The organism is Mycobacterium montefiorense, assembly GCF_003112775.1.
GTDB classification, from domain to species: domain Bacteria; phylum Actinomycetota; class Actinomycetes; order Mycobacteriales; family Mycobacteriaceae; genus Mycobacterium; species Mycobacterium montefiorense.
In genome coordinates, this window is record NZ_BFCH01000002.1 from 80,416 (window position 1) to 98,090 (window position 17,675).

General features: G+C 65.3%; 1 pseudogene (running past one end of the window). It reads right to left on the reverse strand.

What is annotated here, in order from left to right:
* Positions 1-17,534: pseudogene (locus tag DB708_RS28360) on the reverse strand (non-ribosomal peptide synthase/polyketide synthase); its annotated part reaches 13,632 nt to the left of the window's first position; the annotation flags it as partial.
* Between the last annotated feature and the right edge of the window lie 141 nt (positions 17,535-17,675).

The window sequence follows — 17,675 nt, forward strand, 5'->3', positions numbered from 1 at the left end:
GGCACCGGGCGCAACCAGCCATCGAGTACAAACACCGCGGCGGTCGATACCGGCGCGCCAATCGGCACCACGGCCATACCCGGTGTCAACGGCGCACTCATGGAGGCGTACACGGTGGCTTCGGTCGGGCCGTAGGCGTTGATCACCATCCGGCCGGTCGCCCACTGGTCCACCACTTCGGCGGGGCAGGCCTCCCCGCCGAGCAACAGCGCAACGGATTCCAGGCTGTCGTGGTTCAATAGTGCTGCAGCCGAGGGGGTTTGGGTCAACACATTGACCTGTTCGGCGACAAGCAGTGCATGGAAGTCCCGCGGCGAACCAGTCACCGATTCGGGTACCACCACCAGCCGTCCGCCGCCGAGCAGGGCGGCCCAGATCTCCCACACCGAGAAGTCGAAGCCATAGGAGTGGCACTGCGTCCATACCTGTGCGACGGGTAGCTCGAGGGGTGTTGATGCAGCCAGGTGAGCCAGGTTGCGGTGGCTGACCGCAACGCCTTTGGGGACGCCGGTGGTACCCGAGGTGTAAATCAGATATGCGATATCTTCCGGGCTCGGTGACGGTGGTGGCGTGGCGGGTTGGCGGTCGATGGCGGGGTCATCGACGTCGATGATCCGTAGGTCATACCCGCGCAGCCGCGGGCGCAGCTGTGCAGTGGTGAGCGCGGCGATCGGCGCGGCATCGGCGAGCATGAACCCGATGCGAGGGTCGGGGTGGGCCGGGTCGATCGCCAGGTACGCTGCCCCGGCCTTGAGCACCGCCAGCATCGCGACGATGGCGTCGGCGGAGCGGGAAAACAGCAGTGCCACTGACTGTCCCGGGCCTGCTCCCTGGTCGGCCAATAGATGCGCTATCCGGTTGGCCGCGTCGTCGAGCTGGCGGTAAGTGAGCGAGTGGCCCGCTAAGCTCACCGCCACCGAATCGGGAGCGCGCGCGACTTGGTCGGCGAACAACGCCGGAATCGACGCGATTGCCGGGCCGGGTCGGGTCAACACCTCCCGATTCCCGATCGCGTCGAGGCGGGCGAGCTCGTCGTGGTCCAGCAGCTGCATTGAGGAAAGCGGTTGTGCCGCCGCGGTGGCCATGGCTACCAGCACCCGGTGCAGCCGTCGTACCAGCGACTCAATGAGTTCCGCGTCGAACACGCCGGTGTCGTATTCGATGCGTAGCCCGATTTCGTCACTGGGCATGGCTTGCAGTGTCAGTGGGTAGTGGTTGTATTCGCGGGCGGTAATCGAGGTGAGCGCCAACCCGTTGCCGAGCGCCGCGTCCGTGTCGATCGGATAGTTCTCGTAGACGAACAGCGTGTCGAAGAGTTGGTCGTGTCCGGTGGCCCGGTGGATATCGGTGAGCGCCAGGTGCTGGTGGTCGAAAGTGTGATTGTTGGCCCGGTGCAATTGGTCGAGCAAGTCGGTGGTCGTCGTGCCCGCCGTGCAGACTGCCCGGACCGGAACGGTGTTGATCAACAGGCCCACCATCGCGTCGGCGCCGGGAACTTCGGTGGGCCGGCCGGAGACCGCGGTGCCGAAGACGACGTCGTGCTGGCCGGTCAGCCACATCAGCAGCTGCGCCCAGGCGGCCTGCAACACCGTGTTGACGGTGGTGTGATGCGTACGCGCCAAGTCACCCAGAGTCGCGGTTGTCTGCGCCGAAACTGAAGAGGTGGCGATGCCGCGGCGTCCTAGCCCCACGCGGTCCGGCGGACCCACCAGTGTCGGGGAATCGAAGCCCGCCAACGCCTTACGCCAGGCTGCCTCGGCGGCCGCTACGTCTCGCTCGGCCAGCCAGCCGACAAATCGACGATAGGGCGTGGGTGCGGGGAGTCGCTGCCCGAAATAACTGGCGAAGATCTCTTGCGCCAGGATCGGCAGCGACCAGCCGTCCAGCACGATGTGGTGATTGGTCAGTACGCACCGGTGCAGGTCGTCGGAGGTGCGGATCAACGCCACTCGGAAGGCCGGCGGTTGGCTGAGGTCGCAGACCGCGGCGCGTTCGGCTGCGCAGATCTGCTGGATCTGTTCCTCGGAGTGCGATTCGCAATAGCGCCAGGGCACAACGGGTTCGGCGAGCAGGACCTGCACCGGCTCGTCGAATTGGTGGCAGAAGCGCGCGGTCAGGTTGGGATGGCGGGTGGCCACGGTGTGCACGGCCGCACGCAGCCGGTCCGGATCCAGCGGACCGGTGATGGTGATATCGAGCTGCATCGCATATAGGTCGTCGGCATTGCGAGCGGTTGCGTTGGCGTGGAACAACAACCCCTGCTGCAGTGGGGTGAGCGGCAGGATATCGGCGACGCGCTCGTGCCGGCACAGCTCATCGATTTGCTGCTGGCTCAAGCGTGCCGGGAGAATGTCGGACGGAGTGAGCCCGCCGCCGCCGCGCCGCACGTGTACACAGATCCCGGCCAAGGCCTCGAACCACAGCCGGCTCACGCGGCCGACCTGCTCATCATCGAGCGCGGAAGTTGCCCATGTCCACGTCGCCTGCAGATGTGGGCCGGTTTCGGCGTCGATGGTGCCGGCATTGAGTTCTACCGTGTGCCCCAACGGCATTGGGATTGCAGAGGACGCGGCCGCCACTGACGCGCCGTCCTGGCTGACCCGCCAGACATCGTCGGACAGCATGGCGGCCCCAGCGCCAAGTCGTCCAAGGTAGTTGAACCCGATCGCGGGGTCGGCGCCGTCCAGATCCGCTTCGGGGCCCAGATAGCGCAGCAGGCCGTAGTTCAGTCCGTCGGGCAGGGCGCGCAATTGTTCTTTGGCGTCCTTGACCACCGCGCCTAAGACGGTATCTCCCGCAAGCACCTGCGCCCAGTTCAGGCCCGTAAAACTCAGGGCCACTGGATATTTAGTGGTGAACCACCCCACGGTGCGCGACAGGTCGACGTGGGGAGCTAGCTCCTCGTGGCGGCCGTGACCCTCGACATCGATACCGATTGGCGAGCTCTGACCCAAGAACTCGGCCCAGGCCAGCCCGAATGCGATCAGCAGAATATCTTGCACCCCAGCATGAAACGCGGCGGGGACCTCACCCAGCAGCATGCTGGTGGTCTCGACATCCAATTTCACCGACAGCTGTCCCGCACTGGCGTAGGTATCCACCGCGGGCTGGGTTGCGGGCAGTGCGGCCGGCACAGCCGCCACTTCACGCCAGGCTTCGGCCTGGGCTAGGACATCCGGGGTGCGGGCGTGTTCTTCGAGCAGCGACGCCCACCGGACAAATGAGGTTCCTTGAGCCGGCAGCGCCACCGGCTGCCCACCGCGATGCTGGGACCAGGCGATATTGAGGTCTTCCAATAGAATTCGCCATGACACCCCGTCGATGCCCAGATGGTGAATGATCAACACCAACTGCGACGTCGAGGTAACCCAGAGCGCGCTCACCATCGCGCCGGTTGCCGGGTTCAGCCGGGCCCGGGCTCCGGCGAGCGCCTCGCCGGAGAACACTTCCACGGATTGAAGGCAGCTTTGCGCATCGACCGACCCGGCCTCGGGCGCCCGAGACGACCAGGCACCGCTGTCGTCGATGTCGACACGCAACCGCAACATGGCGTGCCGATCCAGCAAGGCCTGCAACATGACCGCCGCATCAGTCTCCGTCGCTCCGGCGGGTGCTTGCACCACGATCGTCTGGTTGAACTGCTCGATGGGGCCATCCACGCCCTGCAGCCAGCGCATGATCGGTGTGGCCGGCAGGGGACCGATGCCCTCATCGACGACGTCGCCGTCACCGGTGACCACGCTGGCTACGCCCGCCAGTCGGGCAACCGTCTGTTCGACGAAAATGTCACGTGGACGACACAATACGCCGGCCGCCCGCGCTCGCGCGACGACCTGCATCGACAAGATGCTGTCGCCGCCCAGGTCGAAGAATGAGTCATCGACGCCGACCTGTTCGAGGCCGAGTACTTGGGCGTAGATGCCGGCCAGGATTTCTTCGATGGCATCGGTGGGGGCGCGGAAGTGATCGGCGCTGTGGTAGTCAGGGGCGGGTAGGGCGCGAGTGTCGAGTTTTCCGTTGACGGTCCGCGGTAGCTCGTCGAGGACCATGACAGCAGACGGGACCATATAGGCGGGGAGTTGTTCGGCCAGCTGCGCACGTATCGCAGTGGGGTCGGCGGCGCCGGTGGTGTAGGCCACAAGGCGGGTTGCGGCGTGCTCGTCGCGGGTGATGACGACAGCTTGCTCCACACCTTCCAAACCGGCTAGAGCCGTTTGGATTTCGCCAAGTTCGATGCGGTAGCCGCGGATCTTGACTTGTTCGTCGGCGCGGCCGAGGTAGTCCAGTTGGCCGTCGGTGCGCCAGCGAACCAGGTCGCCGGTGCGATACATCCGAGTTCCGGGGTAGCCGTACGGGCAGGCGATAAACCGCGATGCGGTCAATTCGGCCTGGCCGAGATATCCGCACGCCACTCCGGCTCCGGCAATGTACAACTCGCCGACCACCCCGGCGGGTACCGGGCGCAGCCAGGGATCCAGGACGAACAGGGCCGCGGTGGCCACCGGTGCGCCGATGGGTGCGGCGCCCGATCCCGCTGCCAACGGCGCGCTCATGGATGCGTACACCGTGCCTTCGGTGGGGCCGTAGGCGTTGAGCACCACCCGGCCGGGAGCCCACTGGTCCACCACTTCGGCGGGGCAGGCCTCCCCGCCGAGTAACAGCGCCACGAATTCCAACCCGTCCGGCCTTAATACCGTTGCGGCCGAGGGTGTTTGGGTGAGCACATTCACGTGTTCGGTGATGAGCAGGGCACGGAAGTCTTCCGGTGAGGCGGTCACTGATTCTGGTACGACGACCAGGCGTCCACCGCTGAGCAGCGCTGCCCAGATTTCCCACACCGAGAAGTCGAAGCCATAAGAGTGACACTGCGTCCACACCTGCGCCACACACAGCTGGGTTGGTGTTGACACAGCGAGGTGGGCAAGGTTGCGGTGGCTGACACCAACGCCTTTGGGAACACCGGTGGTGCCCGAGGTGTAAATCAGGTACGCGAGATCGTCGGGTGCCGGTGCCGGTGCCGGTGCCGGTGCCGGTGGCGGGCTGACGGGCTGGCGGTTGACGACCGGGTCGTTGACATCGATGACTGCCAGGCCGTTCCTGTCCAGGCGTGACCGCAGCTCGCCGGTGGTCAGCGCGGCGACCGGGGCGGCGTCGGTGAGCATGAAGTCGATGCGGGCGTCGGGGTGGGCCGGGTCTATCGGCAGATACGCCGCGCCGGATTTGAGTACCGCCAGCATCGCGATAATCGCGTCGGCCGAGCGCGAAAACAGCAGCGCCACAAACTGCCCCGGGCCGGCGCCGCGGCTGGCTAAGAGATTTGCTATCCGGTTAGCGGCCCGATCGAGTTCCCGATAGCTCAGCGTGCCGCCCTCGAAAGTCACCGCCACCGCATCCGGGGTCCGCTGCACGTGCTGGCCGAACAACTCCGGCACCGACACCGTCGCTGGAGCGGGCAACGCCAGCATCGTGCGATTGCCCTGGATATCCAGCCGTGCGATCTCGTCTGCGCCCAGCAACTGGATCGAGGAAAGCCGCTGCGCCGCATCGGTGGTCATGGCCGTCAGTACCCGCTGCAGCCGGCTGACGAGTGCCTCGACGGTTTCGGCGTCGAACACATCGGTGCGGTATTCCACCATCCCGGAGATGCCGCCGGGCTCACCACTTTGGGTCCAGCGTTCGGTCAGTGAGAACGACAAATCCATTCGGGCGGTATGGCTGTCGATCGGCAGCGGGGTGGCCTGTACTTCGCCCAAAGCCAGGTCTGCGGGCTCGGTGTTCTGCCAGCCCAACATCACCTGTACCAGCGGGTGGTGAGCCAGGGACCGGATCGGGTTGAGGCGTTCGACGAGGACCTCGAAGGGCACGTCTTGATGTTCGTAGGCGGCGAGGCTGCGCTGGCGGACTTGAGCCAGCAGGTCTGCGACGGTTGGGTTGCCGCCCACGTTGAGGCGCAGCACCAGGGTGTTGACGAAAAAGCCCACCAGCTCATCGAGTGCGGGGTCGCGTCGTCCCGCTATCGGGAACCCGACGGCCACATCTGAACTCGCGCTGACGGCCGATAGCAGAACCGACAAGGCAGCTTGGACCACCATGAAACTGGTCGCGTTGTGTTCACGAGCCACCTCGCTCACCCGGTGCTGCAGTTCGGCGGGCCAATCCACGGGCACAGTTGCCCCGCGTTGGTCGGCCACCGGCGGGTAGGGCCGATCGGTTGGCAGCGCTGTGCGTTCGGGCATCCCGGCCAGGGCATCCTGCCAAAAGTCCAGCTGGGCGGTTATCGGGCTCTCGGCATCGTTGAGATCGCCGAAATGGGTGTGCTGCCACAGGGCGTAATCGGCATACTGCACGGGCAGTTCGGCCCACCCGGGGGTTTGTCCTGCGCATCGGGCGGCGTACGCCTGGCCCAGATCGCGCACCAGTGGTGCGATCGACCAGCCGTCGGCGGCAATGTGGTGCACGACTCCCACCAGCACGTGCGCGTCTTCGTTAACGCGCAGGAGCGTGGCCCGCAGTGGGAGTTCGGCGGTCAAATCGAATGGGTGGCTCACCGCGGCGTCGATTGCCCGGTGAAGTCGGGCTGCGGACCAGTCGCTGGCATCGATTACTTGCCAACCGAATTCGGCCCGATCGGCCGCCACCACCACTTGCTCGGGTATGCCGTCGGGAGCCACGAACACTGTTCGCAGACTCTCATGCCGTGCCACCACGTCGACCAGCGCGGCAGCCAGTGAGTCGACCTCAAGCCGGCCGGACAGCCGTAACGCCACCGTCATGTTGTAGACGGCAGAAGGCCCTTGCAACTGCTCCAGGAACCACAACCGCGACTGGGCAAACGACAAGGGAAGCACCGCCGGCCGCTCGAGAGCAACCAGCGGCTCACGGTGACTCGCGTCTACGTCGAGTTGGAATGCCAACTGGGCGACCGTCGGTGCGTCGAAAAGCTTGCCCACCTTCAGATCGGCGTCGAGGAGGGTATTGATCGCGGCGATCACCCGCATTGCCGATAGCGAGTCTCCACCCAGGTCGAAGAAGGAATCGTCTATTCCGACCCGCTCCGCACCAAGCACTTGGGCATAGATCCCGGCCAGGATCTCCTCGACGGTGGTCGCCGGCGCGCGATAGTGATCGGCGTCGCGATAGTCCGGTGCCGGCAGGGCCCGTGTGTCGAGTTTGCCGTTGACCGTCATCGGCAACGCGTCGATCACCAGTACCGCGGCCGGCACCATGTAGGGCGGCAGCTGCTCGGCGAGTTGAGTGCGTACCAGGGCCGAATCGGCGGTTCCCGTGACATACCCGACGAGATGCTTGGTCCCGCGGCGGTCCTCACGGGCGATCACGGCGGCCTGTTCGACACCTTCCAAACCAGCTAGGGCCGCCCGGATTTCGCCGAGCTCGATGCGGTAGCCGCGGATTTTGACTTGCTCATCGGCCCGCCCGACGTACTGCAGCTGCCCGTCGGCATCCCAGCGCACCAGGTCCCCGGTGCGGTACATCCGTTGTCCAGACGCCTCGTCGCCGGCGAAAGGACACGCTATGAACCGCGACGCGGTCAAACCCGCCCGGCGCCAATACCCGTGTCCCACGCCGCGGCCGGCCAGATACAACTCGCCGACCACCCCGATGGGCACCGGGCGCAACCAGCCGTCGAGCACAAAGAAGGCTGCGCCGGCAATCGGCGAACCGATTGGCACTGCACCGGCTTTCGGGGCCAGAGGCGCACTCTTGGATGCCCACATCGTCGTCTCGGTGGGGCCATAGACGTTGATCATCGTTCGACCGGGCGCCCATCGATCGACCACCTCGGGTGGGCAAGCCTCGGCACCGATCACCAATGCCGCCGAGCCCAGACCGTCGATCGAAAGCGCCGCCACCGCAGACGGAGTCTGGGTAAGCACAGTGACGTGTTCGTTGACGACTAAGTCGTGGAAGTCCTGCGGTGAGCGGGTCATCGGCTCGGGCACCACCACCAGCCGTCCGCCGTGTAGCAGGGCACCCCAGATCTCCCAGATCGAGAAGTCGAACGCATACGAGTGGGATTGCGTCCACACTTGTTTCGCTGTCAGCTCGAGACCGGCTTCCAGCGAGTCGAACAGCTGGGTGACGTTGGCGTGGTTGACCGCGACGCCTTTGGGGACACCGGTGGTCCCTGAGGTGTAGATGATGTGGGCGACATCGTCGGGTGCCGGCATCGGTAGCGCGGTGGCAGGCTGAGTAGCGACGGCGGGGTCGCGGACATCAACCGTGACCAAGTCGTACCCGTCGAGCCGCACGAGCAGCTCGGTGGTGGTCAGTGCAGCGATCGGTGCGACGTCGGTCAGCATGAATTCGATTCGCGCCGCGGGATGAGCCGGATCGATCGGCACATACGCCGCCCCGGTCTTCAATACCGCTAGTATCGCGACGATGGCCTCGGCCGAGCGCGAAAACAGTAACGCCACCGACTGTCCCGGACATACTCCCCGGTCGGCGAGCAGGTGTGCCAGCCGGTTGGACGTCTCGTCGAGCTCGCGGTAAGTCATCGAGCTGCGTTCGAAGGTGATCGCCACCGCATCGGGTGTACGCGCGGCCTGCGCGGCGTACAACTCCGGGATCGATACGCCAATACCGTTCCTGGCCAAGATTTCCCGGTTGCCGATGTCGTCGAGGCGGATGTGCTCTTCGGCGTCGAGCAGGTCCATCAACGACAACCTGCGGGTGGGTACGGTGGTCGAGACCACCAGCACTCGCTCCAATTGCCGGATGAGCGTGTCGATGCTGTCGGCGGTGAAGATCTCGCTGTCGTACTCGACGCGCAGGCCGAGTTCGTCGCCGGGCATGGCCTGCAGCGTCAGGGGATAGTGGTTGTTCTCGCGGGCGGTGTACCCGGTCACGGTCAAACCGTCGACGCCGAAAAGAGCGGGGTCGACGGGGTAGTTCTCGTAGACGAACAGCGTGTCGAAGAGTTGGTCGTGTCCGGCAGCGTGGTGAATGTCGGGTAGCGCCAGGTGCTGGTGCTCAAGTGTGTGGTTGTTGGCCCGGTGCAACTGCTCGAGTAGGTCGGCGGTGGTGGTGGTCGTGGTGATGGTGGCCCGAACCGGAATGGTGTTGATCAGTAGGCCCACCATTGAATCCGAACCGGCCAGCTCGACGGGGCGCCCGGATACCGCGGTGCCGAAGGCGATGTCACGCTGACCGGTCAGCCACATCAGCAGCTGCGCCCAACTCGCCTGCAAGACGGTATTGATGGTGGTGTGGTGCCCGCGCGCCAGTTCGACCACGGCCCGCGTCGTTTCGGCGGAGACCCGCGATGTGGCCACCTCTCGCCGGCCGAGCCCGACCCGGCCAGGCGGACCTACCAGGGTGGGGACCTCGAAGCCGGCGAAGACTTCACGCCAGGCCGTCGCGGCGCTGTGACGGTCTTGTTCGCTCAGCCAGGCCACGAACCGGCGATAGGGCGCGGGTGCGGGAAGCCGCTGTCCGCAGTATGTAGTGAAGATCTCCTGCAACAGGATTGGCAGTGACCAGCCATCGAGCACAATGTGATGGTTCGTCAGCACCAACCGGTGCAGGTCTTTGTCGGTGCGCGTCAACACGACTCGGAATGCGGGCGGATTGGTCAGGTCGGCGACCGCGGCACGCTCGGCGGTGCATAGCCGCTGGATCTGTTCCTCGATATCGACGTCGTCAGCGAGTTCGGCGTAGTGCCAAGCTAATACGGGATCGGCGGGAATGACCTGGATCGGCGGATCGAACTCCGGGCAGAATCGGGCTGCCAGGTTGGGATGGCGGCCGACCACGACGTTGACCGCCTTCCGCAGCCGGTCGGGCTCCAGCGAGCCGGCGACGGTGATGTCCAGCTGCACCGCATACAACTCGCCCAAAGCGCTGCGGCCGTGGCTATTGGCGTGGAAAAGCAGACCCTGCTGCAGCGGAGTCAGCGGCAAGATGTCGGCGATGTGCTCGCGCCGGCACAGCTCATCGATCTGCTACTGGCTGAGCCGGGCCGGCGAGATGTCGTACGGCGTCAAGCCGCCGCCGCCGCAGACATGCGCGCAGATCCCGGCCAGAGCGGTAAACCACAATTGATTCAGCCGGCTGACTTGCTCGACGTCGAGCGCCGAGACTGCCCAGGTCCAGGTCGCGTGCAAATGCGGCCCGGCGTCCGTGTCGAGCGTGCCAGCATTGAGTTCCACACTGTGCCCCAACGGCATTGGAATCGCCGAGGCCACGGCGGCCACCGACACACCGTCCTCACTGATCAGCCACAAGTCGTCGGAGTGCTCGACGGCACCGGCGCCCAGGCGCCCGAAATAGTTAAACCCGATCGCCGGGTCGGCCGAATCCAGATTCACCTCGGGATTGAGGTAGCGCAGCAGTCCGTAGTTCAGGCCGTCGGGCAGCGCGCGCAGTTGCTCTTTGGCGTCTTTGATCAACGCGCCCAGTGCCGACTCACCTGAGATCACCTGCGCCCAGCTCAGCCCGCCAACGCTCAGGGCTACTGGATATTTGCTGGTAAACCAACCCACGGTGCGCGACAAGTCCACGTCGCCGGCCAGATCGGCGTAGCGCCCATGGCCCTCCACATCGATGCCGATCGGCGCACGGCCGGTACCCAAGAATTCGGCCCAGGCCAACGCGAATGCGACCAGCAGAATGTCTTGCACCCCAGCGTGAAACGCCGCGGGCACCTCTCTCAGCAGCATCCGGGTTGTCTCGATGTCCAGATCCACCGATAAGCGTCCCGCGCTGGCGTAGGTATCCAGCTCGGGCTGGGGTGCGGGCAGTAATGCCGGGGTCGCGGCCACCTGCCGCCACACCTCCGCCTGAGCTACCACCTCGGGAGCCTGAGCGTGCTCATCGAGCCACGACGCCCACCGGGCAAACGAGGTCCCCGGCGCCGGCAAGGCCACCTCTTGCTCGGCGCACAGCTGGGCCCAGGCAAGGTTGATGTCTTCCAACAGAATTCGCCACGAGACTCCGTCGACGGCCAGATGATGAATGATCAACACCAGCTCACCCATCGGCGCCACCCACAATGCGCTCAGCATCGTTCCGGTGGCCGGATTCAACCGGGCCCGCGCCCGGACCAGCGCCTCGTCGGATAGCTCTTCGACGGTGTTCAGGCAGCCGCGCGCATCCACCACGCCGGGGTCGGGGACCCACAATGACCAGCTCCCGGCGTCGTCTTCGTCGACGCGCAGCCGCAGCGTCGCGTGTCGATCGAGCAACGCTTGCAACACCACCACCACGTCGGCCTCGGTCGCCGCGACCGGGGCCGCAATGGCCACTGCCTGGTTGAACTGCTCGACGTGACCCGCTACGTCCTCTAGCCAGCGGACGATCGGTGTGGCCAGGACTTCGCCCACACCCTCATCAACTACACCGGCCTCATCCGTCGAGACACTGGCTACTCGAGCCACCCGGGCGACGGACTGTTCGACGAAGATATCCCGCGGACGGCACACCACCCCGGCCGCGCGCGCCCGGGACACCACCTGCATCGACAAGATGCTGTCGCCACCCAGGTCGAAGAAGGACTCGTCGACCCCCACTCGCTCCAACCCCAAAACTTGGGCGTAAATCTCGGTCAGGATCTCCTCGATGGCGTCGGTGGGGGCGCGGTAGTGATCCGCATCGTGATACTCGGGCGGGGGTAAGGCTTGGGTGTCAAGTTTGCCGTTGACCGTCATCGGCAACACGTCGATCACGACCACTGCCGACGGCACCATATACGTGGGCAACCGATCGGCCAGTGCCGCGCGTGCTTGGGCGGGGTCGGCAGTCCCGGTGATGTAGCCGACGAGGCGCTTCGTCCCGGGAAGGTCCTCGCGGGCGACGACGGCGGCCTGCTCCACTCCCGCGAAATTAGCTAGGGCTGACCGGATTTCGCCGATTTCGATGCGGTAGCCGCGAATCTTGACTTGCTCATCGGTGCGGCCCAGGTAGTCGAGCTGCCCGTCGGTGCGCCATCGCACCCGGTCCCCGGTGCGATACATTCTTTGTCCCGGGGAGCCGGCCTCCGCGAACGGGCACGCCATGAACCGCGACGCGGTCAACTCTGCCCGGTGCCAATACCCGTGTCCCACGCCGCGGCCGGCCAGATACAACTCACCGACCACCCCGACGGGTACCGGGCGCAACCATTCGTCGAGAACAAAGAACGCCGCACCTGTCACCGGCGAACCGATCGGCGGCACACCCGAACCCGGTACGAGCGGTGCACTCTTGGATGCCCACATCGTTGTCTCGGTCGGTCCGTAGACGTTGACCATTGTCCGTCCGCTGGCCCACCGATCGACCAAGTCGACCGGGCAGGGTTCGGCGCCGATCACCAGCGCGGTCGACTCCAACCCCCGTGGCGAGAGCATCCCGACCGCCGACGGGGTCTGGGTGAGAACGGTGACCTGTTCGGCGACGAGTAGGGCGTGGAACTCTTCCGGTGAACCGGCCACAGCCTCGTGTACCACCACCACCCGTCCGCCGTGCAGCAGCGCGCCCCAGATCTCCCATACCGAGAAGTCGAACGCATACGAATGGCACTGTGTCCACACCTGTTCGGCCGACAGGTCCAGCCCGACATCCAACGAGTCGAACAGTTGAGTGACGTTGTGATGACGGACCGCAACACCCTTGGGCACGCCGGTGGTACCCGAGGTGTAGATGATGTGGGCGGTATCATCGGGCGACGGCGCGGGCAGCGCGGTGTCGGGCTGGTTGTCGATGCGCGGGTCGTCGACATCGATGATCCGTAGGCCGCACTGTTGCAACCGCGGTCTCAGCTCGGGGGTGGTGATCGCGGCGATCGGCGCGGCATCGGCCACCATGAACTCGATTCGCGCCGCGGGGTGGGCCGGGTCGATCGGTAAGTATGCCGCGCCGGACTTGAGCACCGCCAAGATTGCGATGATTGCTTCGGCGGACCGTGAAAATAGCAGTGCGACAAACTGTCCGGGGCGCGCTCCTTCGGCGGCAAGTAGGTGCGCCAACCGGTTGGCGGCCACGTCGACCTCGCGGTAGGTCATCGATCGACCCTCGAAGGTGATCGCCACCGCCTCTGGGGCGCGGGTAACCTGCGCGGCCCACTGCGCCGGAACAGATACCCGGGCCGCTGACCGGGTCAGGACCGCGCGGTTGCCGATTTCGTCGAGGTGGGCGTGCTCGTCGGCACCCAGCATCTCGATCGAGGAAAGTCGCTGTGCCGCATCAGCGGTCATCGCCACCAACACCCGATGCAGCCGCCCGAGCAGCGCCTCGATGGTTCCCGTGTCGAACACGTCGGTCCGATACTCCACTGTTCCGGAAATCCCGCCGGGCTCACCGGATGCGGTGAAGCGTTCGGTCAGGGTGAAAGCCAAATCCGTTCGTGCGGTGTGGGTGTCGATCGGTATCGGTGTGGCGTGCAGATCGCCCAATTCCACCCCGGCGGGCTCGGCGTTCTGCCAGCCCAACATCACCTGCACCAGCGGGTGATGGGCCAGGGACCGGATGGGGTTGAGGCGTTCGACGAGGACCTCGAAGGGCACGTCTTGGTGTTCATAGGCGGACACGCTTCGCTGGCGAACCTGGGCCAACAACTGGCCGACAGTGGGATCTCCGGCCGTGTCAACACGCAGCACCAGCGTGTTGACGAAAAAGCCCACCAGCTCGTCGAGAGCGGGGTCACTGCGTCCCGCGATCGGGAATCCCACTGCCACATCACTACTCGCGGACAGCGCCGACAGCAGCACCGCAAGTGCGGCCTGGACCACCATGAAGCTGGTCGCATTGTGTTCGCGAGCCACCTCGCGCACCCGCTGCTGCAATTCGGCCGGCCACTGCACGGCCACGCTGGAGCCGCGCAAATCGGCCACCGGCGGGTAAGGCCGATCGGTGGGCAGCGCCAGTACCTCGGGCATCCCGGCCAACGCATCTTCCCAATAGGCCAACTGCGACGCGATCGGGCTGGCGGGATCGTCCGGAGCGCCGAATTGTGTGTGCTGCCATAGGGTGTAATCGGCGTATTGCACCGGTAATTCGGCCCAGCGCGGTGCTTCTCCCGCACACCGGGCGGCGTATGCTCCGCCCAGATCGCGGACCAGCGGCGCGATAGACCAGCCGTCGGCGGCGATATGGTGGACCACGCCCACCAGTACATGCTCGTCATCGCCGAGGCGGAAAAGGGTGGCCCGTAAGGGGATTTCGACGGCCAGGTCGAAGGTGTAGCTTGCCGCCGCCTCGATAGCCTCGTCCAGTCGGGCCGCGGGCCAGCCATCGGAATCAATGATCTGCCAGCCGAACTCGGTGCGATCAGCGGCCAGCAACGCTTGCTGTGGGGTGTCGCCGACCGCCGGGAACATCGTACGCAGGGTTTCGTGACGGGCGATCACATCGGCCAGTGCGGCGGCTAGAGCGTCGGAATCAAGGTGGCCGGACAGCCGCAACGCCACCGCGATGTTGTACATCGCGGACGGTCCCTGTAACTGGCCCAGGAACCACAACCGCGATTGGGCGAACGACAACGGCATCACCGCCGGCCGCTCGAAAGCTACCAACGGCTGCAGCCCACCCTGGCCCGTGCCGATGCGGGGTGCCAGCTCGGCGATCGTGGGAGCCTCGAACAATGTTCGCACCGAAAGTCCGGCATTGAGTGCGTGATTGGCCTCGGTGATGGCCCGCATCGCCGAGAGCGAGTCGCCACCCAGATCGAAGAAGGACTCCTCGATCCCTACCCGCGCCACACCGAGGACCTGGGCGTAGATCCCGGCCAGGATCTCCTCGACCGCGGTGGCCGGCGCGAGGTAATGCTCAATGTCACGGTAGTCCGGTGCCGGCAGGGCCCGCGTGTCGAGTTTTCCGTTGACTGTCAACGGAAACGCGTCGATCACCACCACCGCAACCGGCACCATGTACGCCGGCAACCGCTGGGCCAACGCACCGCGCAGTGCGGCTGGGTCGGCGGTTCCGGTGACATAGCCAACCAAACGCCTGTCACCCGGGCGGTCTTCGCGGGTGACCACCGCCGCCTGCTCCACCCCGTCCAATCCCGCTAGGGCAGAACGAATTTCGCCGAGTTCGATGCGGTAACCGCGAATCTTGACCTGCTCGTCGGCACGCCCGACGTAGTCCAGTTGCCCATCGGCACCAAAGCGAACCAGGTCACCGGTGCGGTACATCCTTTGTCCAAGCGCGCCGGCCCCCGCGAATGGGCAGGCCACAAACCGTGATGCGGTCAACCGGGCTCGGCTCATATAGCCGTATCCCACACCGCGACCGGCTACGTACAGCTCGCCGACCACCCCGGCGGGCACCGGGCGCAGCCAGTCGTCGAGCACAAACAGCGCCGCCGTCGACACCGGCGCACCGATCGGTACCGTTGCCCCCGCGCTCAGGGGCGCGCTCATCGCGGCATAGATCGTGGTCTCGGTGGGGCCGTAGGCGTTGATCATCACGCGTCCGGGCGCCCAGCGATCGACCACCTCGGCCGGGCATGCCTCCCCGCCGATCAGCAGTGTCGCCGATTCCAAGCCTTCCGGGGACAAGGCCGTCACGGAGGAGGGGGTTTGGGTCAACACGGTGACGCGTTCGCCGACCAGCAGGGCGTGGAAGTCATCCGGTGAGGCGGTCACCGTCTCGGGTACCACCACCAGTCGTCCGCCGTGCAGCAGGGCACCCCAGATCTCCCACACCGAGAAGTCGAACGCGTAGGAGTGGCACTGGGTCCACACCTGTCCCGGCGGCAGGCCGACATCGAGTGAGTCGAGCTGCTGGGTGATGTTGAGGTGGGTGATGGCCACGCCCTTGGGCACGCCGGTGGTGCCGGAGGTGTAGATGATGTGGGCGATGTCTGCGGCTGCCGGTATCGGGGGTGCGGTGCCGGGTTGTGCGACGACCGCGGGGTCGTGGATATCGATGACCCGCAGGTCGTAGCCGCTCAAACGGTCGGCAAGTGCGGTGGTGGTCAGTGCGATCGCCGGCGCCGCATCGGCGAGCATGAACTCGATCCGCGCTGCGGGGTGGGCCGGGTCGATCGGGAGATACGCCGCGCCGGCTTTCAACACCGCCAAGATTGCGACAATGGCGTCGGCTGAACGCGAAAACAGCAGTGCCACAGACTGTCCCGGGACCGCGCCCCGGCTGGCGAGCAAGTGTGCTAGCCGGTTGGCGGCTTCGTCGAGTTCGCGGTATGTCATCGAGCGGCCGTCATGGGTAACGGCGACCGCATCGGGGGTGCAAGCGGCTTGTTCGGCGAACGATGCCGGCACCGATACCTCGGTCGCGCGCCGCGTCAGCACCGTCCGGTTGCCCAACCGATCCATCTCGGCGTGCTCGTTGACGTCCAACAGATCCATCGACGAAAGCGCCAAGCCGGGGTCGGCGATCATCGCCGCCAAGACGCGTTGCAACCGCTGCGTCAGTTCCGCGACGGCGAAATTCGCGTACGGCTGTCCCGCGCCGGCCGTGGTAAGGAACTGTTCGTCACCGGCACCGACGAAGAAAAGCCCGAAGTGGCCTATTGGTCCAAAACTCGTGTAGGTCGCCGTCGCCGGTACCCCGGCAAAATTCAGGGTGAGTCTGGACGGGATGAAATTGACTACCACCCGACCGGTCCCAGCAACCTGCACTGGGAATCGTTGATGCTGCAACGCTTCTCGTACTTGGGCGTCGACATGCTTGCAAAAGTCGGCCACCGTCAACCCTGGTGGCGCCTTCAAGACGAGTGGCACCACCCCGGCAACCATCCCGGGAAGCGTCTTCGACTTGGGATCCACGCGCCTGCTGACCGGGAAGTCGAGCACGACCTCCGAACCGCCAGCGCACCCCCGCACCAACAGGGCGCACGCGGCCGTGATGATCGAGGTTCGACGGACACCCAGCGCCTTGGCTAGCTGTTTGATTCGGCCGACGAGGGACGGGTCCAACTGAACCGGTGTGGTCGGCTGATTCGATTGCTGCCGGCCGGTGGCCTGAGGTAATCGATAATCCGGTCCGTTTTCCGACGGGAGGTTCGCGCTCCAGTAGGCCTGATCTTCGGAGTAGTCGGTCGACGCCTCGTACTCCAGCTCGCTGCGAACCAGGTCCTGCAGTGAGCCGAAGAACGGGGGAGAGGCGGGCGTACCCGAAACAATTGCGGTGTAGATAGCTGCAATCCGACGGCCAACCAGTCCAATACCCAATCCGTCGAGGACTATGTGGTGGCAGCAGGCGGACCAGTAGTATTCGTCGAACTTCGTTCGGAATAAAGCAAATTTGAGTAACCGGCCATCCAGCGGCATCGGTGTGCGTTGGATGGATGACGCAATTTCTCGGGCTTCGGCCACGGCGTCGCGCGAACCTCTGAGATCGTGGACGGCCAGCTCGAAATCCGGGTAATCGATCACCTTTTGGAAGACCTGACCGTCGGCTTCGAAAAAGGTAGCGCGACAGGGCTCGGCCTCTTGCAGGGCTTTGCTGATTGCCTGCTTGAGCAAATCAGGCTCAACTGAGCCTTCGATTCTGATGAATAGGCCGAGTTGCCAGTCAGTGCCGGAGCGACCCGTTTCCTGCGAGAGCCAAATATCTAATTGCCGGCGCGTCAGCGGAAGGGCACGGGCGTCAAGTTTCATTCGATTGCCCCTACCCAAATGGCCTACGTGATAACGGCCTTATCTGGTGCCGGGTTCCGCAGATCCGTTGGCCGTACTTCGGTGCAATAGCGTGCGGCGCAGTCGAAAACGGCG